The 18,620-nt window shown below is 70.1% G+C and carries 20 protein-coding genes, 1 tRNA gene and 1 pseudogene; 12 read left to right on the top strand and 10 right to left on the bottom strand.

All coding sequences use genetic code 11. The features are described 5' to 3' along the window. Positions 1-66: 66 nt before the first annotated feature. The 7 genes from ACFW1I_RS30625 (at position 67) to ACFW1I_RS30655 (ending at position 5,912) form a co-directional block, all read left to right on the top strand. Entirely contained in the window at positions 67-375 is a 309-nt protein-coding gene (locus ACFW1I_RS30625; RefSeq protein WP_384676010.1) for a hypothetical protein, read from the top strand. A gap of 127 nt (positions 376-502) precedes the next feature. Then, on the top strand, positions 503-1,426 hold the full coding sequence (locus ACFW1I_RS30630) for a VOC family protein (protein ID WP_384676012.1): 924 nt from the start codon (positions 503-505) through the stop codon (positions 1,424-1,426). A 95-nt stretch (positions 1,427-1,521) separates the two neighbouring features. Next, positions 1,522-2,490, top strand: coding sequence for a tetratricopeptide repeat protein (locus ACFW1I_RS30635; RefSeq protein ID WP_384676044.1), 969 nt, complete (start codon positions 1,522-1,524; stop codon positions 2,488-2,490). Between the two features lie 460 nt (positions 2,491-2,950). Beyond that, positions 2,951-4,063 carry a peptidoglycan-binding protein gene (locus ACFW1I_RS30640; RefSeq protein ID WP_384676014.1) on the top strand — a complete coding sequence of 371 codons (1,113 nt, stop codon included), beginning with the start codon at positions 2,951-2,953 and terminating at the stop codon, positions 4,061-4,063. A gap of 180 nt (positions 4,064-4,243) precedes the next feature. Continuing rightward, entirely contained in the window at positions 4,244-4,897 is a 654-nt protein-coding gene (locus ACFW1I_RS30645) for a DUF6308 family protein (protein ID WP_384676046.1), read from the top strand. 121 nt (positions 4,898-5,018) lie between these two features. Beyond that, positions 5,019-5,456: a hypothetical protein gene (locus tag ACFW1I_RS30650; RefSeq protein ID WP_384676016.1), complete on the top strand. Its 438-nt coding sequence runs from the start codon at positions 5,019-5,021 to the stop codon at positions 5,454-5,456. 48 nt (positions 5,457-5,504) lie between these two features. Continuing rightward, positions 5,505-5,912, top strand: a complete 408-nt coding sequence (locus ACFW1I_RS30655) for a hypothetical protein (protein WP_384676018.1) — start codon at positions 5,505-5,507, stop codon at positions 5,910-5,912. 136 nt (positions 5,913-6,048) lie between these two features. Here ACFW1I_RS30655 and ACFW1I_RS30660 read toward each other — a convergent pair whose 3' ends face one another. The 3 genes from ACFW1I_RS30660 to ACFW1I_RS30670 form a co-directional block, all read right to left on the bottom strand. Beyond that, positions 6,049-9,171 (bottom strand): tetratricopeptide repeat protein, encoded by a 3,123-nt coding sequence (locus tag ACFW1I_RS30660; protein WP_384676020.1) that lies wholly within the window; start codon positions 9,169-9,171, stop codon positions 6,049-6,051. Positions 9,172-9,194: 23 nt separating this feature from the next. Next, a complete protein-coding gene (locus ACFW1I_RS30665) occupies positions 9,195-9,695 on the bottom strand; it encodes a hypothetical protein (RefSeq protein WP_384676022.1) in 501 nt (166 codons plus the stop codon). A 133-nt stretch (positions 9,696-9,828) separates the two neighbouring features. Further along, positions 9,829-10,938, bottom strand: coding sequence for an NADAR family protein (locus ACFW1I_RS30670; RefSeq protein ID WP_384676024.1), 1,110 nt, complete (start codon positions 10,936-10,938; stop codon positions 9,829-9,831). 315 nt (positions 10,939-11,253) lie between these two features. Here ACFW1I_RS30670 and ACFW1I_RS30675 point away from each other — a divergent pair, with 315 nt between their 5' ends. Beyond that, the gene (locus ACFW1I_RS30675) at positions 11,254-11,799 is read left to right on the top strand and encodes a hypothetical protein (protein WP_384676026.1); all 546 of its coding nucleotides are present in this window, start codon (positions 11,254-11,256) and stop codon (positions 11,797-11,799) included. Between the two features lie 116 nt (positions 11,800-11,915). Here ACFW1I_RS30675 and ACFW1I_RS30680 read toward each other — a convergent pair whose 3' ends face one another. The 6 genes from ACFW1I_RS30680 to ACFW1I_RS30705 all read right to left on the bottom strand — a co-directional run bounded on the left by ACFW1I_RS30680 (position 11,916) and on the right by ACFW1I_RS30705 (position 15,942). Next, entirely contained in the window at positions 11,916-12,368 is a 453-nt protein-coding gene (locus tag ACFW1I_RS30680; RefSeq protein ID WP_384676028.1) for a hypothetical protein, read from the bottom strand. Between the two features lie 82 nt (positions 12,369-12,450). Continuing rightward, positions 12,451-12,855, bottom strand: coding sequence for a hypothetical protein (locus ACFW1I_RS30685; protein ID WP_384676048.1), 405 nt, complete (start codon positions 12,853-12,855; stop codon positions 12,451-12,453). Between the two features lie 223 nt (positions 12,856-13,078). After that, a complete protein-coding gene (locus ACFW1I_RS30690; RefSeq protein WP_384676030.1) occupies positions 13,079-13,657 on the bottom strand; it encodes a DUF4240 domain-containing protein in 579 nt (192 codons plus the stop codon). Between the two features lie 150 nt (positions 13,658-13,807). Continuing rightward, entirely contained in the window at positions 13,808-14,083 is a 276-nt protein-coding gene (locus ACFW1I_RS30695; RefSeq protein ID WP_384676032.1) for a hypothetical protein, read from the bottom strand. 225 nt (positions 14,084-14,308) lie between these two features. Further along, positions 14,309-14,743, bottom strand: coding sequence for a DUF6892 domain-containing protein (locus tag ACFW1I_RS30700; protein ID WP_384676034.1), 435 nt, complete (start codon positions 14,741-14,743; stop codon positions 14,309-14,311). A gap of 329 nt (positions 14,744-15,072) precedes the next feature. After that, positions 15,073-15,942: an alpha/beta fold hydrolase gene (locus tag ACFW1I_RS30705; protein WP_384676036.1), complete on the bottom strand. Its 870-nt coding sequence runs from the start codon at positions 15,940-15,942 to the stop codon at positions 15,073-15,075. Positions 15,943-16,060: 118 nt separating this feature from the next. Here ACFW1I_RS30705 and ACFW1I_RS30710 point away from each other — a divergent pair, with 118 nt between their 5' ends. The 3 genes from ACFW1I_RS30710 (at position 16,061) to ACFW1I_RS30720 (ending at position 17,501) form a co-directional block, all read left to right on the top strand. Beyond that, entirely contained in the window at positions 16,061-16,645 is a 585-nt protein-coding gene (locus ACFW1I_RS30710; RefSeq protein ID WP_384676038.1) for a TetR/AcrR family transcriptional regulator, read from the top strand. 119 nt (positions 16,646-16,764) lie between these two features. Then, a tRNA-Trp gene (locus ACFW1I_RS30715) sits at positions 16,765-16,841 on the top strand. A 162-nt stretch (positions 16,842-17,003) separates the two neighbouring features. Further along, positions 17,004-17,501, top strand: coding sequence for a hypothetical protein (locus ACFW1I_RS30720; protein ID WP_384676040.1), 498 nt, complete (start codon positions 17,004-17,006; stop codon positions 17,499-17,501). Positions 17,502-17,872: 371 nt separating this feature from the next. On the opposite strand, the gene ACFW1I_RS30725 is transcribed toward ACFW1I_RS30720, so the two are convergent. Then, complete coding sequence (locus ACFW1I_RS30725) at positions 17,873-18,196, bottom strand: hypothetical protein (RefSeq protein WP_384676042.1); 324 nt, start codon at positions 18,194-18,196, stop codon at positions 17,873-17,875. A gap of 254 nt (positions 18,197-18,450) precedes the next feature. On the opposite strand from ACFW1I_RS30725, the pseudogene ACFW1I_RS30730 reads away from it, so the two are divergent. Next, positions 18,451-18,525: pseudogene (locus ACFW1I_RS30730) on the top strand (N-acetyltransferase); the annotation flags it as partial. Between the last annotated feature and the right edge of the window lie 95 nt (positions 18,526-18,620).

Consider the following 18,620-nt stretch of genomic DNA (forward strand, 5'->3'; position numbering starts at 1 on the left):
GGCCTGTACGGCGCCGCACACCGCCCTATCGGTGTCACGCGCGTCGCCGCGTGCGGTAATGGGCGCATGAGCTACTTCATGTACGACGTCATGGGCGGGACGGTCGACGAGCCCGATGCGGAGGGGATGAGGCGCGTGCTCGACGGTCTGGCTCGGGCCGATGACGAACACCCCGACGTCTCGCTCACCCACGAGAGCGGGTGGTGCCTCAGCGCCTTCGGCAGTGGGCTGCTGGTCTGGGAGAACCCGGACGACGACTCGGTGACACCGGGGGAGCGGAGGGACGTCACCCGCGAGGAGACTCTCCGGCTCTTCGAGCTGCTGGCGGCGGGTGACATCGCCTCGGTCGAGGAGGCGTCTTCCTGGCAGCGGTGATCGGCTGCCCCGTATCGGGTGCGCACCCGGAGCAGGACGGTCACCACCTGCGGGTCCGGAGAGCCGCTGACGTCACGTACGAGCCGTGCCACTGCCGGCTCCCCGCGTGGGGGCCTACGGTGAGGCCATGCCTCACGACATCACCCGCTTACACCACGTCGGCCATGTCGTCAGCGACATGACGCGGGCCATGGCGCTGTACCGACGGCTCGGCTTCCATGTCCCGCCGCCGAGCGTTCCGGCACTGGCACCCCGCGAGGGTGCCGCGCCCGAACCCTTCGGGGCGGCGAACACCCACGCCGACCTCTCCCGCAGCTTCATCGAGCTGGTGACGCCGGTGAAGCCCGGGAACGCGGCCGGACTTCCCCCGGACGCACGGATCGTTCCGCTCCAGGCGCCGCCGGAGAAGCTTCCCCTGCTCATGTCGCGGATCGAGGAGACCAGCGCTCAGGTCAGCGGATGGTGCGCCCGCTTCGAAGGCATCCACATCCTGATGTTCTCCGCGCCGGACGTCGACGGCACGGCGGCCCGCCTCACGGCTGCCGGCGTCGGGCACGGTGGTGTGAACACCGTCGGCCGACCGGTCGAGACCCCCGACGGAATTCGCACGGAACCCGTTCGCTACCTGGAGATCGACGGTACGCCGGAAGGCCGCGTCGGCGTCGTCGCCGAACTGGACAGCGCGTTCCAGCACACCCGTCAGCTCGACCACCCGAACGGCGCCCAGGACCTCGTCGAAGCGGTGCTGTGCGTACCTGACGGAGAACTTCCCCTGGTTCGCGAGCGGTACGAGCGGTACTTGGGGCGGCCGATCTCCGCAGTGGGGCCGGTGACCCTCGTGACCAAGGCCGAACTGTCGGATCTCCTGCCGGGTGAGGAACCGCCCGCGCTCCCGGCGCTCGTCGCCGGCACGGTGGCCGTATCCGACATCTCCCGGGCGCGTGCACTGCTGGCGGAGAACGGACTGCCCGTGCGCGAGACGGGCCGGGGCGAGCTCTTCGTACCGGCCGAAGCGGCCTTCGGTGCGGCACTGATCTTCCGGGAGATCTGAGAGAGGAGCCGGTGGCCGGCAGCGGTGTCGCCCTGCGGGCGCCAGAGATCAGCGCACGTCCGGCCAGGTACCCTCTGCCGATGTCGAACGATGCAATGACGGCGGGAGTCGGTCTCGCCGCTGTGATGGCGCACTGCGGCGGAAGCCTGACGGGCGCGGTGGAGCTTCTGGTCGGCGCCATAGCCGCGGCGCCGGCGGCTCCGGAGCCGTATGCGGCCCTTGCCGAGCTGTGGAAGGACCGACGCTCGGAACTGGAGCAGAGCCTCACGGGGAACGGCTCCCTGAGCGCCGTGCTGGGACAGGCGTACTTCTCCTTCCTCGACGGGGACATGGACAACGCGGCGATGGCCCTGGGCTCGGTCACGGGCGTGCGGCCCCAGGTGGCCTGGGGTGACGCACCCTGGTTCGGCGACGCGCGCTTCCTCGGCGCGGTGAGCGCCGAGGCGATGGCCGAGGCGTGCCTGCGGACGCTGGACTACGGCCACGACCTGGACACCGACGCGATGCGGGTACGGTTCGCGCCCTGGTTCCGAGCCGTCGACGTGGTCTCCGAACGGGTCCCCGTGCCGGAGTCGCTGGCCGCCATGGCCCGGCTGCCCCGCGCCTGCGGCCGGTACGACCTGTCCTTCGCCCTGTGCGATCGGGCCGACGCCGTCGAGCGGGTCATGTGGACCGCCGTCGCACGAGCGGCCACCTGGCGTGCGAGGGGCGACCTGGAGCAGGCTGCCGGTGCCTTCGAGGACGCCCTGCGCATCGACCCCGCCAACTGGTCCCTCTACCTGGACCTGGCGGACGTGCGTGCCGAACAGGGCGACTTCGCGGCAGCCGCGAGCCTCGTCGCACAGGGCCTGGAACACGAACCTCAGGACGTCACCCTGCGCGCGGCGAGCGCCGCCTACCGCACACGCGTGACCGGCTCGTCCGATGACCTGGAGACCCTCATCGCCCTGGCGCCGCAGCTCGCGAACACCACGTACCGGAACCTGCTGCTCGACTACGCGTGCGCGGGGCCGAAGCTGTCGCGGAGGCTCGTCGCCCAGGCCCGTCGCCTCCGGGACAACTGAACGGGCGCACTCCCTCTCCCCCACAGTCGGCCGAAATCGCAGCGGCAAGAGGCAAGCGACAAGCGGCAAGCGGCAACGGAAGCAGCAGCACCGATCCCGGCCGCCGCTTCCACGTCCTGCCCGGGTGGTTGACCCGCTCCTCCCTCAGGTTCACCTCCCGCCCCGAGACGCCAGTCGGCGGGCGCGCCGCCGTCCTCGTGATCGGGGGCGCCCTGCGGTCGTCCTGCCGGGCGTCGCCTGTCGCGCACGTCCCGAACATTGTTGCGGCCATGTCACCGCCCCATCCGGCTTTGGTACAGCACTGGGCCCCGGCTGAAGAATTTGCCATTGTGATGCCTTGTCGGAGGCCGCGCTCGCGCGTCATCCGGTGAACGGCCTTGATTTCAGGCCCTATCGGAACTGATCCGGGCCTGAAGCGTCTCCATCCGTCATGCCACTGCAAACGAAACCTGGGGGAATCATGGCTTCATTCGGCAGGCTCACCAGCCGCGCTCGCCTCGCTCTCATCGGCGTCACCGCCGGAGGTGTCGCAGCCGCCGCGATCGCCGTCGTACCGTCTCTCGCCGACAACGGCGGAGCGAGGACGACGACGGTCGCCGGGCAGCAGGAGGCCGCGTACGGGCCCGAGCCCGAGGCCGACGGCACGCTCGTCACGAAGCCGGGCGAGCTGACGACCATGGCCACGGCCACGGCCACGCTCTCGCGCGACACGATGATCAACCGGGCCCGCACCTGGCTCACGGCGAACAACGGCGGCCCGGTGCCGTACAGCATGGAGCGCGTCTGGAAGGACGGCTACCGCCAGGACTGCTCCGGCTTCGTCTCGATGGCCCTCGGTCTCGGCAAGCCCGGCCTGAACACCGTCGGCCTCGCCGACGCGCGCAACGGCGTCACCACCCGGCTCAGCAGCGTGAGCCAGCTCCAGAAGGGTGACCTGCTGATCGACTACCGGACCGACGACGGGGACTTCCGGCACGTGGTCATCTTCGAGAAGTGGGCCGACGCCTCGCACAGCGCCTACTGGGCGTACGAACAGCGCGGTACGTACGGCACCACCCACCGGCAGCTCAGATACGGGATCGGGAACGACAACTACGACCCGTTCCGCCCGGTCAAGCTGGGAAGCGGTGGTGGCGGTGGTGGCGGCGGACAGCTGCCGGCCCCGAGCGTCTCCTGGCCGGTCCTCAAGAGCGGGTCGCAGGGCGCGGACGTGAAGTCCGCCCAGCAGCTGCTGACCTCGCGGGGCTACAAGGTCGACGCCGACGGCGCGTTCGGCCCCAAGACCCGTGCCGCGGTGATCGCCTTCCAGAAGTCCCGGTCCCTCGCCGCCGACGGAGTCGTCGGCCCGAACACATGGTCCAAGCTGATCCAGACGGTGCAGTACGGCTCGTCCGGCCACGCGGTCAGGGCCGCCCAGACACAGCTGAACGTCTACGGCTACGCCCTCAAGGTCGACGGAGCGTTCGGCGCGAACACGAAGGCGGCGGTGATCGCCTTCCAGAAGAAGCACGGCCTGCAGGTGGACGCCGTAGTGGGCCCGCAGACCTGGCGCACGCTGCTCGGCAGCCGCTGACCCGAACGGTCCCGCCGGCCGGTCGAGGGTTCCTTTCCCCGCTCCCACGCGAGGGGGAACCCTCGACCGGTCTTCCGGGTGGGCCCGAAGCGGCCATAGTGTGTCTCGTTCTCGATGAGGGACGGAGTTCTCATGGCTGTTTCCACCGCGGAGTCTGGTGTTCCCGGCCCTGGCGGAGGGGTGTCGCCGTTGGGGCAGAAACTGCGGCACCTGCTGAGTTCCGAGCGCGTTGTCGGAGATCTGCAGCGGTACTTCGGCACGGAGGAGTCCCAGAGCGAGGCGACGTTCACCGGCAGCCGCTTCGAGCAGCTCGGTGGTGGGGGGGACCGGCCGGAGGTCGCTGACCGGATCACGCCGGAGGACCTGATCGCGGTGCAGACCCTCTCGGTCGTCGTCCCGGCACCCGTCGCGCTGGACCTGCTGGAGGGACGCCTCGGCACGCGGCTGTCCGGCCTGCTGGAGGCCGTTCCCAGGGACGTCGACATGGTCGAAGCCGACGCGCTCGTTCTGGCCGAAGGCTCGCCGGCAGAGCGGGCATGGAGCCTGCTCCGAGAGCAACATGGCGTCAACTGGGTCATCGCCGGGAAGCTCCTGGCCCGCAAGCGACCCCGACTGCTCCCGGTGTACGACCGAATCGTCCGCTGCGCCGTCGGCCGGCCGCCGTCCTTCTGGCTCGCGCTCCATGCCGCGCTGCGCGAGGACGACGCCGCGGTGCACCGCCTGCTGCTGGAGCTGAGGCGACGAGCCGAAGTGCCGGAGACGGTGAGTGCGCTGCGGGTGTGCGACGTGGCGGTGTGGATGAACCATCGGGCCGTCGGCCACGCCTGCCCCTGAGGACTCCCGCAGCGCGGTGATGCAGCCGGAATCAGGCAGACTCCTCCCGTCGTCCGGCCAACGGGACCGACGCACCTGAAAGCGGTGGCCTCCACGGCTCCGGCCTGAGAGGCTGCACGCCGTGGAGAACGAGGTGCTGACCGCCGACGACTATGCATCGGTCCGTCGAGCCACGGAACTGCTGTCCGTGAAGTATCTCCACCCCATGACGCTGAACGCTCGACTGGAGGCGTGGGCGGAGCTCGTCCGGGACATCGAAGAGGGCTTCGACGTCCTGTGGGCCTGGGAGTTCGACAACGACATTGCCGACCGGGATTGGCTCCACGATGCCTGGCCCCTCCTCACCGAACGCGTCCGCCGTCTCCGCCGCCCCGAACTCGAAGCCCTGGACACCCGGTTCCGCGCAGCCACCGCACCGATCACACCACTCGGCATGAGCGGAAGCGCGATGGCCGAGCGGGAGGAGTGGTGGCGATTCCGCTATCCCCTGCGGGTCACAGGAGACGAGACCACCCCCCTCCCTCCGACCTGGTCGCCACCACCGACCTTCATCGGCTGACGCCGATCGACTCGCACGTTGTCAGCGCCCCCGCCTATTTTTGGCGCCATGGCTATCAGACCCCCTGAGAACTGGCGTACCTGGATGGCGGTGGTGGCCCGCGACGTCGAAGCCGGGCTTCTGGAGCCCGGGTGCGCCGGTGTGACGGAGATGTACACGGAGTCATTGCTGACCGCGACGGACTCGGCGCTGGAAGCATTCGAGGTGGAGTTGAGCCGGCTTCTGGAGCCCTCCGATGAGGAGGTCCTTCGGGCGGTTGAGAGGGTCGTTCTCGCGCTCAACGCTGTCGACAGCGATCCGCGGCACGCGGGCACACGCTTCTGCACGGAGGAGCGGGAGCAGTTGTGCGACTACATCGACCACACCCTGGGCGAACACGGTGTGGACGTGGCTGCCTTGTTGGCGAGGAAGGGTGTCTTCCGGGCCGGAATCACCGACGCCTGGCGCGACTGGTGACCACGGAACCGGTACGGAGGGAGGAGGAACTCCAGCCCTCGCCCTTGCCCCGGAAGACCAGGGTGCACGGCACGGTCGCCGGGATCGCACTCTTCCCCCAGAGTCCGGTGGACACAGGTGGCCGGAGCGGCGGCGCTCAGAGGTGACGGCGGTGCCACGGTCGGCGGCGTGCCTGACGCCTGATGTGCTTGGCCGTTCGGTACACGCCGGCGAGGCTCTGCCAGGTGGTGCGGGTGTCGGGATGCTTCGTGCCGATGAGCCGTCTCTGTTGCAGGTACGTGTTCTGGAGGAGCGGGAGGGCCTGGTCGAGGTCTCCGGCGGTGGCGAGGGCGACGGCCAGGTTGTGGCGGGCGATGAGCGTGTGCGGGTGGTTGGCGCCGAGGCTCATGGTGCAGGCCGTGAGGTTGTGCTCGTGGAGCAGCACCGCCCGATCCGGTTCGCCCGTCTCCTGGTACGCCCCGGCGAGTCCGTTGCGGGCGGCGAGCGTGTCGGGGTGGTCGGGCCCGTGCACCTGCTGCAGGCCGTCGAGAGCCCGCTCGAAGAGGGGCACGGCCAGGTCCGGGCTGCCCGCGAGCCGGTAGGTGTGCGCGAGCATGCCCAGGGCGGCGAGGGTGTCCGCGTGGTGGGGGCCAAGGGTGCGGGTCCGGGCCTGGTAGGTCTGTTCGTACAGCGGAATGGCCAGGTGGACGTCACCCGCCTCGCGGTGGGCGTCGGCGAGGTGGCGCCGACTGGTGACGGTGTCGGGATGATCCTCGCCCATGGAGCCCTCCCGGGCTCGGAGGATCTCCTGGAAGAGCGGAACGGCCCGCGCGGGGCTCCCCGCCATGAGGTGGGAGACCGCCAGGTTGTGGCGGACGGTGAGCGACGCGGGGTCCTCGGCGCCGAGCCGGTCGCGATGCTCGCGGTCGGCCCGCTCGAACAGCGGAAGGGCCCGCTGCGCGTCGCCGACGGCCAGGAACCCGTAGCCGATGTCGACGCCACGGCTGTCGGGACGGCTCCCGTCCCGCCCGGCCGTCTCGTCCTGCCGGGGAGCGCCGAGGCGCACCGCCCGCTCCACATCCCCGGCCGCCCGCAGCGCGAGAGCGAAGGCGACCCGCAGGGCGCGGGTGATGCCGTGGTGCTCGCCGTGCACGCGCTCCATGACGGGCAGGACCTCGTCGAACAGCGCGACGGCCCGGTCCGGCTCACCCGCCTCCCGGTACGCGCCCGCCAGGTTGCCCCGTACGAGAAGGGTGTCCGGGTGCTCCTCGCCCAGGACCCGCTCCATGTCGCGGACGATGCCCTCGAGGAGAGCGACGGACCGGGCCGGGTCCCGGAGTGCCATGCGCACGGCCGTCAGGTTGGCCCGCGTCGCGAGCGTGAGGTGATGGTCCTCGCCGAGGACACGCCGGCACGCGCCGAGGTTGTCCGTGAACAGACGCACCGCCTCCGCGTGATCACCCGCCAACTGCAGGGTGCGGGCCCGGGTGTTGCGCGCCGCGAGAGTGCTGAGGTCCGGGTCGCCCGCGGGTCCGTCGAGGACCGGGTTGGGCGCGGGGTCCGGTCCGACCAGAGCAAGGGCCTTGTCCAGGTCACCCGCGGCGCGGTAGGCGTCGGCCAGGTTGTTGCGACCGGCGAGGGTGAGGGGATGCGCCGGACCCAGCACGCGCTGCGCGTCGGCGTGCGCCCGCTCGTACAGCGGGATGGCCTCCTTCACGTGTCCCGATGCCTCGCGGGCGTGCGCCAGGTTGTGGCGGCAGGCGAGCGTGTGGACGTCGTCGGGGCCGAACTCCCGCTCGTGGTGGACGAGTACCCGGTCGAGGTGCGCGGTGGCCCGGGTGGCGAGCCCCTGGCCGAGGAGGAACACACCGGCGTGGTGGAGGAGCCGCGCCGTGGTGTCGCTGTCCTCGGTCGGCGGCGTGCGGTCGGCGACCGCGTCCATGTGCGGGATCAGGGTGCGCCCGGTCGGCCAGGTGCCGGTGTCATTCCAGTCGATCGGCCGGACGGCCGCCTCCAGCGAGGCCGTCGCCCGGGTCCGGGCCCCGGCGACGAGAGCGGGTGCGCGGTGCGGGTCGACGCCGTAGGGGGTCCGCGCGACGGACTGGACCAGCCGGTGCACGGAGAGGGCACGCGCGGCAGGGTCGACCGTGATCATGCTGTACGCGTTGAGGGCACCGATCGCGCCGGCGACGGCGACCGGTGCGCCCGCGCCGTCCAGGAGCCCGGCGGGAATGCCGTCGGGCGCGTACCAGGCCAGCGTGCGCAACATGTCCGGGGCGAGCGGCTGGAGCGCGCCGATCCGGTCGAGGGACACCCGCCAGACGCGGGCGATGGTGCGTTCGGCGACGGTGAAGCCCTCGCCGCCCTGCTCGTACAGCGGGGCGGGGTCCTGCCGGAGCAGCTCCAGATAGGCGCGCGGGGTCAGGAGCGGGTTCTGGGCGAGGAAGGCGGCGGCCTGTTCGACGGCGAGGGGAAGATGGCCCAGATCCGCGCACAGCGCCGCCGCTCCGTCCATGTCCCGGGCTCCGCCGCCGGCCCGGACGATGTGGGTGAGCAGGGCCAGCGACTCGGCCGGCTGGAGGACGTCGAGCCGGATGACGGCGGTGGCGTCGTGCCAGACCGTGGCGAGTCTGCTGGTGATCAGGAAGCGGCCGTCGGGCAGCTTGGCCAGGAGCGGGGCGATGTCGGCGACGTGGTTGACGTTGTCCAGGACGATCAGCCAGTTGCGGTGCGCGGCCGGCCACTGCATGGCGTTCTCGGCGAGGGCCTCCACCGTCAGCACCGTCGAGGTGGCGGGCTGCAGGGCGGTGGCCAGGGCGGCCAGGCCCTGCTGCACACTCGCCGCGCTGTCGGCGGAGATCCAGCGGACCGGCGTGAGTTTGTGCCGGGCGGCCCGGGTGGCCGCCCAGTGCGCGGCCAGCGTGCTCTTGCCGACCCCGCCGAGACCGTGGACGGCCTGGAGCCACACGCCGCCGGACGCCTTCATGGCGGCGTCGAGACGGTCGAGTTCGCTGGTGCGCCCGACGAAGTGGCCGGTCCGGTAAGGGAGGTTGCTCAGCCCCGGCGGTGCCTTCACCTCGGCCACGGGCCGTACGGCGTCCGAAGGAAGCACCACGCTGCGGTAGTCGTTGTAGATGCCCGAGACGGCGGTCCCGTAGTTCGTCGCGATCGCGTCGCCGCTGTTCGACACCTGCTGCCCGGATGGATCGCCACCGACCGTCCCGCCGGCCAGGGTGCGCCGACCCGCGTCGTACCGCCGTCCCCACCGCCACTTCGCCATGCCGTCGCCCCCGTCCCGGTCGCCTACCGGTGGACGACGCCGCTGACAGCGGAGGATCCCGGGCCCGTGGCCTCCGCGTCCCCGGTGCGCACGGCCCGGGCGGCCGTTCCACCGCCCGGGCGCTGCACCCCCGTCACCGCGCTGCCGCCGTCCCGTGCCACGGCGTTGCCGGTGTCGAGTGCGGTGTCGCCCGTGGCGCCGGCGACGAAGTCCGCCAGGGTACGCAGATCCCGGACGGCTCGCTCCCGGTCCTCTCCGTCGAGGGATTCGAGCAGCGTGCTGAACCTCTCCCGCCAGGTCCCTTCCTGGAGGAGCGCCTCCCGCTCCGGGGCGGCGCCGGTGCCCGGCTCCAGGGCGCGGGCGGTCTGGTCGAGGCGTTCCAGCTCGGCACGGCCCCGCTCGGCGTCGCCGCGGCCGGCGAGCGCGGCGACCCTGGTCCGTACCTCGTGCCAGGCGTCCGTGCCCGCGGCCTGGACCACCGCCGCGCCGCCCGCCGCGGCCAACGCCGCAAGAGCCTCGGCCAACACAGACCCCACCCGCCCCTCGCCTCGGGAAACCTACCGGCAACATACCTCCGCCCCGTCGCGTACAGGGACCGAATCAGGCCAGTCGGGGTCCGGCGGTACGACAGGACTGCCGAGTCCTACGACGCCGTCGTCACGTCACTGGATCGGCCGGCAGTTCGGACCGGACGAGTTCCAGGAGGCGGCCCGTCCAGTTGCGGCCCCGTCCTCCGTTGTCGCCCCAGAAATCCGAGTTCGCGTCGTCGTAGAGCAAGGTCGCGTCACCCGTTGCCAGGAGGACCGCGGCGAGGTCGGGGTGCTGCTCGTACTTGGTGCGCAGCAAACGGACCATGACCGCCGTACGGATCCGCTCCCAGCCTTCGCGGCGCGTGGCCTCGGCCGCGATCGTGTGGGCCTTCGCCCCCGTCTCCGCCGCGGCGACCGCGGCGCGCGCCTCGGGTGTGGCGACGGACAGGGCCCAGTAGGCGTGCGCCACCGACGGATAGGTGACGTCGTCGACGGTGATGGCTGCGGGGTAGTCATTGCGCAGGCACCGCTTGTCCGGGTGTTCGAGCGCGCGCTGCGGATACGAGTGGTACAGCTTCACCGCGGGGGCGAAGGAGTCCACCGCGCCGTCCGCCGGCACCCGAGACGACGCCTCGTCCCGCCACCGGCGGCGCTCGTCGAAGTACACGAGCGCGTCGTCGTACTCCTCCTGCGAAACCGTCTTGTCGGGCCAGCGGGGAAAGCGACCGCCCGGCCCCGCGACCAGGGCCTGCAGGGGACGGTCCTTCCGGTCCATGTCACCGAGGGCGTAATGACGCACGGTCTCGGGGATGGCCAGATACGCGGCCCTGGCCGCGGCCCTGTTCTCCTCCGTCCGCTCGGCGAGGAACACCTCCACCGCCGCCAGGCAGCGACCGGTCGAATCGGGGCGGCCGTTCAACTCGTCGACGGTGTCCCGGACTTCGGCGAGCAGCAGCTCCGGGGTCAACCAGGTGTCCGGCTCGCTGAAGGTCCACGAGCCCAGGTGGTGTGCGGACGCCTCGCCGCCGTCGGGAAAACTGGTGGCCACCCACCCGCTGCGGAGCTTCTTCTCGAACTCGTCGAGCGTGACCAGTTCCCAGCAGTCGACGAGACCGTCGGCGTAGATGAAGAGGTCGGTGAGGAAGTAGGTGCCGCCGTTGCATATGAACGCGTGGCGCCACGTGCCGGGGACGCGGACGCCGTCCGCCATGCGATGGGTGATCCGATTGCCGATCATCCCGTGATGATGCCCGAGGGGCCTGCCGGGAAGCACGCCGATTGTTCCGTTGCCTCTTCCGTTGCCGCAGATCAGAGCGTCCACACCCCGGCCGATCGGTCGGATCGGTCGACGGTCGGCAGCAGGGTGCGTCGGGTCCGAAGATGCGATCATGAGGCGATGAAACGTTCCGAGCCGTTCAATGTCCTTTCTCTTCGCCATGCCCCCGCGGAATCGGGGGCATGGCGAGCGTCGGCGCGGATCCGCCCGCTGGTCGACGGGGTGGATGTGGTGGAGGCGATCCACCCCGACAGCGACGCGAGTCTCTTTCACGAGATGCTGATCGGCCCGCCCGAGACGTGGCCGCTGAGCGCCGGCAGCGAACCGCGGCGGGTCGAGCTGTCGAACAACGACTGCGTCACCGATTGCTGCGGGGGCGTCTTCGTGACCATCGAGCGGAGTGGTGGTCTGGTGGTGTGGACGTGGGAGAACACCCACGACATCCGGGTGCCGCTGCCACCGGACTCCCACTTCGACGCCGACCAGTACGACGCCGAACTGGACCGCTTCGTCGCCGACCACAGCTGGGAGGAGCCGGTCGACACCGCCGCACGCCTCTTGGCCCGGGAACTCGTCGCCCGCGACTGGTACCAGCGGTGGAACTGCCTGCTCCCGGAGTGGGGCCTTGGCATCTCGGTCGACGACCGTGGCGAGCCGCCCCACCTCACGATGCGGTTCCGCGTCGAGGACTCGTACGGCGCGACGTCGTTTCGCCGCTACTCCATGGCCGTCACCGGGGACGAGCCCGTCGAGGAGCAGGTCCGTCGATTCGCGGAACGTATCGACGGCTCCGACCCGCGTTCGGCCGCACGGCCGTGCTGATCCACTCCCGCAGGTCACGACCTCATCCCCGCTCGTGCGGACGAGGGGAGGTCGTGCAGCGGGTGGCAACGCGCGGTGGGGCTGTGTGATGCCGCCGGCGGGCCGGGGACCGGTCGTCAGTGGAACCAGACGACGAGCCGTACGTTCTCGGCGCCGTGGACTTCGCTGAGGATCTCCATGACGCTCCACACCCGGCCCCAGTCGGTGTCGGCCCCCGCGGCGTCGGCACGGCTTCGTATGCCGGAGGCATCCGTCTCCTGCCAGTCCGTGGAAGCAAGCTCGTCCCAGGTCAGCCACGTGGTGCCGTGCACACCGTCCGGACCGCCGTAGGCGGCGAAATCACCGCGCAGCCCGTCGGAAGCATCTCCCGGGAAGCCGCGCCCCTCGGCGAGGGGGCGGAAGCCGAAGGAGTTGCGGATGCCGAAGAGACAGGCCAGTCCGTCGTACGCGTTCCCCCGATTGAGCAGGAAGAGGTCGATGCCGGCTTCCCATACGGAGTCCTCGTCGTCCGGTCCCCAGAGCCTCGCTCCGGGCCGGCACTCGATCATTCCGCTCACATCGGTGGACATGCCCGGGATCCTGCCTGCGCTCCCGATGATGTCGCATCTCCATTTCGCCGCGTCGTTCCTCGGGCCGGCCTGGGCTGGTCAGTCAGCTCGGCTGTTCGGGGCAGGGGAGAGGGCGGGCGGCTGCGTTTCGAGTGCGGCGGGTCCGCCCGTGTTCGGCGAGTAGTGCGAGGGCTTTGGGCGTCCTGGCGAGCCGAATGGACAAGAGTGAGCGCTGGCACCAGTCCGATGCGGTGGTCAGTTCCTCGGGGGCCCAGGCGTCGCCCACCGCGATGGCTCTGAGCAGACTCCACTCCTGCAGGCGGCGGTTGAGGAAGCCGTACTCGGCGATGACGCCGCTCAGGGTGTGGGCCCAAACCGTGAACCGGGGGCTGGGCAAGAGCTCGGCAGCCCGGCGATCGATGTGGCGCACCACCACGCTCTGGGCCATGGGCATGTCCTCGTCCTGCAGAACGGCGGTCACCAGCTCGACCTCGTCCGGCTCGGCCACGGTTTCCAAGGCCGCGAGGTAACGGGTGAAGCGCTTGTGCTCGGCTGGTTCGGCATCAGAGCGGGAGGTGGTCAGGGCGTTCGTCCTTCCGGTCGCTCGACGAACCGTTCGCGCGCGAAGCAGACATCGACTCGGATCGGGATGCAGATGTGAGGTGCGGACTGTACGTCAGTGGGCCTGGGCGGACCGGCAGACCCCGGCACCAGGACGCCGTTGTCGCCGATCAGGATCTGGCTTTTCCGGGGAAGAGGGTGTCGAGCCGGGGCGTGGCAGCCCTCACTGTGGCCGGTCCGGGGCTGAACTCGTCCTCGGGCCTCGTCCATGTCTCCCGCACGTCGTCCACGGCCTGGTGGAAAGCCTCCCCGCAGTCGTCCCCCTGACCCGTCAGTTCGTCGAACACCTCCTGGGCCACGTAGTCCAGCTCCTCCCATTCCGGCCACTCGTCGTCACGCCACTCCCGGGGGTGCCGCCCCACGAGGGCCTGCACCTCCGGAACTTCTGCGAGGGCATCAGGATCAGCCAGCACCGCCTGGTACGTCCCTCGCCCCTGTGCCACCAGCCAGAGCGCGAAGTAGTCGAAGCCGTCGTCGGAGCACAGGCCAGCCTCAATCCGGCTCACCGCGCGCCACAATGCGCTCGTGCCGACCCCCGCGCAGGCGGCCTCCAGAAGCGCCTGAAATTCCACTTCCTCCTCGGCCGGCCGACACCGCAACTCCCCGCGCAACCACTCCAACCGTTGGTGCCGGTCACCAGGGCGACAGCTCAGCTCGTCCATGAGTGCCCAGAAGGTCTTCTCGTCCATGTGGCACAGGATCGCAAACACGACTGACACCGCAACGTCCTTCCCGGGCTTGTCCAGGACGGTCTCCTCGGTCCCCGTCATGGCGGTTGGGCGGGGGCCCGTCACCGCGTCGGGGCACCGAAGGCACACGACAGCCCCTACGACACGCCCTCAGCCCCTCGCGGGGGTGCGTGCGCCGCCGAGGAAGGCCGCGAGTCCGCTGTCGAAGTCCGTGACGGACGGGACGAACAGGACGGTCAGGTCCGGTGCGACGTACACCTTGCCGCCGCCCCGCCCGACCTGTACGACGCACACCCCCGCGCCGTCCGCCAGCTCCACGACGTTCACCCCCGCGCCCGGTGCGAGGCCGAGGAACGCCTTGCCGATCTCGGCCAGTTGTTCCGTACCTACCCTCGGCGGTGGGGGCGGCAGAGGCAGGTCGCTCACGCGTGCCTTCAGCTCCCGGGGCCTGCAGCCGCACCCGCCGGGCGGCCAGGCGCGTGAGCTCGCCGCCCCCTGCTCGGGGAAGCATGCCTCCTCGTTGCTGTGCACGTGGATCTGGCCCACGCAGGGCGGGCCCCCCAACGCCGGCTGCCGACACATGACCTCACGCCCGCAGTACGCACACCGCATGACCGCTCCTCGTCCCTCTGTCGCCCCCACGCTCACCCCTCAGCTCGCCTCGATGCCGCGGGCCGCGAAGGCCTCCCACTTGCCCGGGGCGACCAGCACACCGTCGTCCACGGCGGTGACGCGCTTCAGGTTCGGCAGCAGCGCGAGATCGTCCAGGGAGCAGATGTCGAAGAGGTCGCCCTCGCCGCCCCAGGCCGGGGCGCAGTGCCGGTAGATCTCCTGGCCGGCGTCGAAGCACAGCGTCTCGACCTCGGCCAGGAGCTCGTCGCCGATCGCCAGAGCCTCGAAGAAGGCGCGCGACTCGTCGAGGACCTCGTCGTCGATGTCGTTCTCCAGCACGTACACCGCGGGTATGTCGATGCCCCGCTTCCGCATGCGGGAATCGAGGTCGAAGGCGGGCGTGAGGAGGTCTCGCCGGTACATGAGCACGTCGATCACGACGAGCTTGAAGTTGAAGTCCTTGAATGTGGCCACACGGCAGATCTACCACGCGGCTCCGACACCGCCGGTGCCCGCCGTCCATGAGCCGTCCCACTGTGACACCGCGCGCACCGGCCGAGTCCGCTGCGGCGGCCGCCCGCCCGGCCTCGACCACACGACCCACCACCGCCGCAACACCGCCGAGCGGACCTCCAGCGAGCGTGCAGAGTTCGAGGCACAGAGGACGCGGGCTCGAACGGAGTCGCGGAACGCCGGCAGGTCGTCGATGGCTTTGGGTGAACGGGGTTCTGCCCCCCGTCCCCGTGTGCGCGGGGACGGGGGGCAGGGCATTTCGGCGGATGCCTTGCTCCGCGCGGGTGTGGTCAGCGCGCCAGGAAGGCGAGGATGCGCTCGTTGACTTCCTGCGGCTTCTCGGTGAGGAGGAAGTGTCCGGCGCCTTCGATCATCGCGCCGTCCGATCCCGGCGGCAGCATGGCGAGGAGGTCGGCGAGCGCCGCCTCGTCGACCACGGGGTCCTCGGTTCCGTGGAGGTACAGGGTGGGCTGGGAAGGCAGCTTGCCGAGCACCCGGATCATGTCCCAGTCGGGGGTGCCGAACGTCGCCGCCGGGAAGTTCTGCCGGTAGAGCTCGAGGCCGAGGTGGAGCCTCTCCGGCGTGTCGAGTCCCTCCTTCATCGCCTTGCGGTCCTCGGTGGAGTCGTAGCCGGGGACGGTCCCCGTCCAGTGGTTCCAGAGCCAGTCGAGGTAGGCGAGGTCGTTGGCCGCGACGATGTCGTCGGCTATGGCCATCTGGAAGAAGTAGAAGTGGACGTACCGCTCGATCCTCTCGGGATCCGTGCCGTTGCGGTCGTAGAACTGCAGCGGCGGGACGTCGTTGACGACCACCTTGGCCCACCGCTCGGGTGAGGCCGCGGCGGCGCCCCAGGTGGTGAAGCCACCCCAGTCGTGTCCGATCAGGACCGCGTCGGAACCGCCGCCGAGCGCCTCGTGGAGACCGTTGGCGTCGGCGATCAGGTCGGGGAGGCGCATGCTGCCGTCCGGCGGTACCTGGGAGGGGGCGAACCCCCGCATGGTGGGGGCCACGGCGTGGTACCCCGCCTCGGCCAGTGCCGGCAGGAGGTACCGGTACAGCTTCGGCGTGTCGAAGCCGTGCAGCATCAGGGCGAGCGGCCCCTCTCCTGCTTCGACGTAGGCCAGGTCCAGGCCGTTGACGGTGATCCGCTTGTGTTCCACTTCCAGCTCCTCGTCTTCGAGAATCTCTAAAAAGAACGTTCTAACTAGACGGAAGCTAGCACGCTGCTCACGCGGCCCACAAGCTAGAACGAACGATCTATCCAGTAAGCTCTGCCCCATGGCGAACACACCACAGCCCGGCACCCGGGAGCGCATCGTGCGTGCGGCCTCTCTCCTGATGCAGCGGCAGGGGTACGAGGGGACCGGCATCAAGCAGGTCGCCCAGGAGGCCAACGCCACGCTCGGCTCGGTCTACCACTTCTTCCCCGGTGGCAAGCAGGCGCTGGGTGTGGCCGCGGTGCAGCACGCCGACCAGGAGTTCGCCGACCTCCTGTCGGCGTCGCTGTCCGCGGAGGCCGACCCGGCGAAGGCCGTCGCCGCCTGCGCCCGCGCGCTCGCCGGCTACCTGCGCGACTCCGGTTGGACGGACGGCTGCCCCATCAGCGCGACCGCACTGGAGACCACCGGCCGCGTCCCCGACATCGAGGAGGTCGTCGCTCAAGCCTTCCAGCACTGGCGGGACCTGGTGGCGGACAGGCTCCGCGAAGCCGGACTCGCCCACGAGGACGCGCACCACCTGGCCTTCACCGTCATCAGCACCCTCGAAGGCGCCGAACTCACCGCACAGGTCTCCAAGAGCGAGACACCACTGGTGGTGGCGGGTGAGCACCTGGCCCGGCTCATCGACTCCTACAGGGGCTGAGAGCCTGTGGGGCTGGTTCCGTCCGCCGATCGAAACCGCGAGATGGCTTGCCTCCCACGATGACGCCGTAAATGGGTGGCGGTCCGTTGCGCCGGGATGGGACGCTCGCGGTGCGTTGAAGGGGTGTAGCTCAGTTGGCCAGAGCGCCGGTCTCCAAAACCGGATGCCGCAGGTTCGAATCCTGTCGCCCCTGCCATGGCAGACGAGGGGCTCGCAGCCTGCTCCGACTGCAGCGGGTGTCGGGCTTGCGCCGGCCCCCTTCACTTCTTGTGGGCGCGAGTGTGGTCCCTGCCGACCAGGAGAGGCGATCTTCGATGCCTGTGCGCGCGGAGGGTGGGGGAGAAGAGGTGATGGCCTCATGCTCATGAGCCGAGGTGGCTTCGGCGGCGTCCCCTTGACGACCCTCTTCCCGTTCCTGTCGGCTGCGGGCCTGGAATCAATGAGGCGGGCGGCTGGGGCCATCGGTGCGGCTCGCGTCGATCGGGACGGGGCGGAATGGGAATGGGCCCTCCAGCATGCGGCCTTTCCGGGAACGCAGCCGTGGACACCGGTCATCCTCGGCCTGGGTGCCATCGGACAGGCAGGCAGGGGTGACCAGGTGGAGTTTCAGCTTCATGTGGTGTGGACGGGACTGGGCCGGCTCGCAGTTGACGCAGCGGTGAATGTGGCCTGCTGGTGCGACACCGATCACGCCACCCATGACGTCGACGTTCTCAGCCTCGTCGTCGGCGAGGAGAAGTCGCTGCCCGATGCGTTCCAGGCAGGCGCTGAGCGTCTGATCGCATGGCTCGTCGATTCCCGCGACGCGGATCACTGGCGTGCGCGAGCGGGCCTGGCCGCCCGTGAGCCCTGCTAGGTAGCGTCCCCGGCGGATCATGAGGCCGTAGGGTCTGACCATGATTAACCTCCAGGTCCGAGGCGAGAACGGCACGATAGAGGCCCGGGCGAAGCACGGTGTGCTCTGGGGTCCTGAGCTGGCTGGTCTTGATCAGGCCGAGTTTCCGATGCTGGGACACCTGCTGCCGTACGCGGACACCGTTTTCAACCACCGGCAGGTGTCTACCCTGTTGGAGGAGGTACCGCGGCTGCCTGCAGGTGTGCTGACTGATGAGTTCGCACGCGAGCAAGTGGTCCGGCCTGGTGTGGGGGCGACCGCCTTGGGGCGAGGAACGCGGATCCGTTCGAAGACCTCGAGCATCCGCTCAGTCGCAGTGGTACTCGGGAAGGTCACGGACTCTGGGCCGCGCCGTGGGCAAGAGTGGCCAATCGTTCCGCGTCCGGGGTGCCGGGTTCGGCCGACCAGAGCACGAGTTGCTGTTCTGGGGCACCGGCGTAGCGGAAGGTGTCCCAGTCGAGGGTGAGTTCGCCGACGGTGGAGTGAGCAATGCGCTTGCTGCCGAAGTCCTGGTGGGCGACGCGGTGTTCGGCCCACCAGGCCCGGAATTGCTGATCGGCGACGGCCAGCTCGCCCACGAGGGCGGTGAGGGCCGGGTCGGTCGGATTCGTTCCGGCTTCCATCCGCAGGACCTCGACGCAGGACGACGGCCTCATAGCGTGCGGCAAGCTTGTCTGCGGGAGGCGTAGGCCCTGTCGGCCCGCACACGGTCGGGCGTGGCCAATTCACTCTTCGCGGATGTCGTTTCGCCACGAGTCCGGGAGTCACTCGCCGGGCTGCCGCATGATCAATGTCGATGAGAATTGATGTAACTCGGACGCCGTTGGGGCCGCGCCGGCGAAGGGGCGGAGCCGTTGGTGTTCGCCATCGCGGACCGTGGGAACATCCCGAGGGAACCGAGGAGGAGCAGGTGCAACTGCGCAACGTCTCACCGGACGATGTCGATGCCTATATTCGGATGCGGTGCGATCCCGTCATGATGGCTGGGGCCTCCCCCTGAGTGGTGGACACGCTGATACTGGATCTGCTTGATCCGGAGGAAGCGAGAAGACCGCCGATGGCGATGAAGGACTATTCGGG

The organism is Streptomyces sp. NPDC058955 (assembly GCF_042741435.1).
In the GTDB taxonomy this organism is placed as follows: Bacteria; Actinomycetota; Actinomycetes; order Streptomycetales; family Streptomycetaceae; genus Streptomyces.

What these genes read in the sequence shown, in the direction of transcription:
- ACFW1I_RS30625 (WP_384676010.1), top strand. Translation starts at nt 67, where the DNA reads ATGAGCTACTTCATGTACGACGTCATGGGCGGGACGGTCGACGAGCCC.
- ACFW1I_RS30630 (WP_384676012.1), top strand. Translation starts at nt 503, where the DNA reads ATGCCTCACGACATCACCCGCTTACACCACGTCGGCCATGTCGTCAGC.
- ACFW1I_RS30635 (WP_384676044.1), top strand. Translation starts at nt 1,522, where the DNA reads ATGACGGCGGGAGTCGGTCTCGCCGCTGTGATGGCGCACTGCGGCGGA.
- ACFW1I_RS30640 (WP_384676014.1), top strand. Translation starts at nt 2,951, where the DNA reads ATGGCTTCATTCGGCAGGCTCACCAGCCGCGCTCGCCTCGCTCTCATC.
- ACFW1I_RS30655 (WP_384676018.1), top strand. Translation starts at nt 5,505, where the DNA reads ATGGCTATCAGACCCCCTGAGAACTGGCGTACCTGGATGGCGGTGGTG.
- ACFW1I_RS30660 (WP_384676020.1), bottom strand. Translation starts at nt 9,171, where the DNA reads ATGGCGAAGTGGCGGTGGGGACGGCGGTACGACGCGGGTCGGCGCACC.
- ACFW1I_RS30670 (WP_384676024.1), bottom strand. Translation starts at nt 10,938, where the DNA reads ATGATCGGCAATCGGATCACCCATCGCATGGCGGACGGCGTCCGCGTC.
- ACFW1I_RS30675 (WP_384676026.1), top strand. Translation starts at nt 11,254, where the DNA reads ATGCTGATCGGCCCGCCCGAGACGTGGCCGCTGAGCGCCGGCAGCGAA.
- ACFW1I_RS30680 (WP_384676028.1), bottom strand. Translation starts at nt 12,368, where the DNA reads ATGTCCACCGATGTGAGCGGAATGATCGAGTGCCGGCCCGGAGCGAGG.
- ACFW1I_RS30690 (WP_384676030.1), bottom strand. Translation starts at nt 13,657, where the DNA reads ATGGACGAGAAGACCTTCTGGGCACTCATGGACGAGCTGAGCTGTCGC.
- ACFW1I_RS30710 (WP_384676038.1), top strand. Translation starts at nt 16,061, where the DNA reads ATGGCGAACACACCACAGCCCGGCACCCGGGAGCGCATCGTGCGTGCG.
- ACFW1I_RS30720 (WP_384676040.1), top strand. Translation starts at nt 17,004, where the DNA reads ATGCTCATGAGCCGAGGTGGCTTCGGCGGCGTCCCCTTGACGACCCTC.
- ACFW1I_RS30725 (WP_384676042.1), bottom strand. Translation starts at nt 18,196, where the DNA reads ATGAGGCCGTCGTCCTGCGTCGAGGTCCTGCGGATGGAAGCCGGAACG.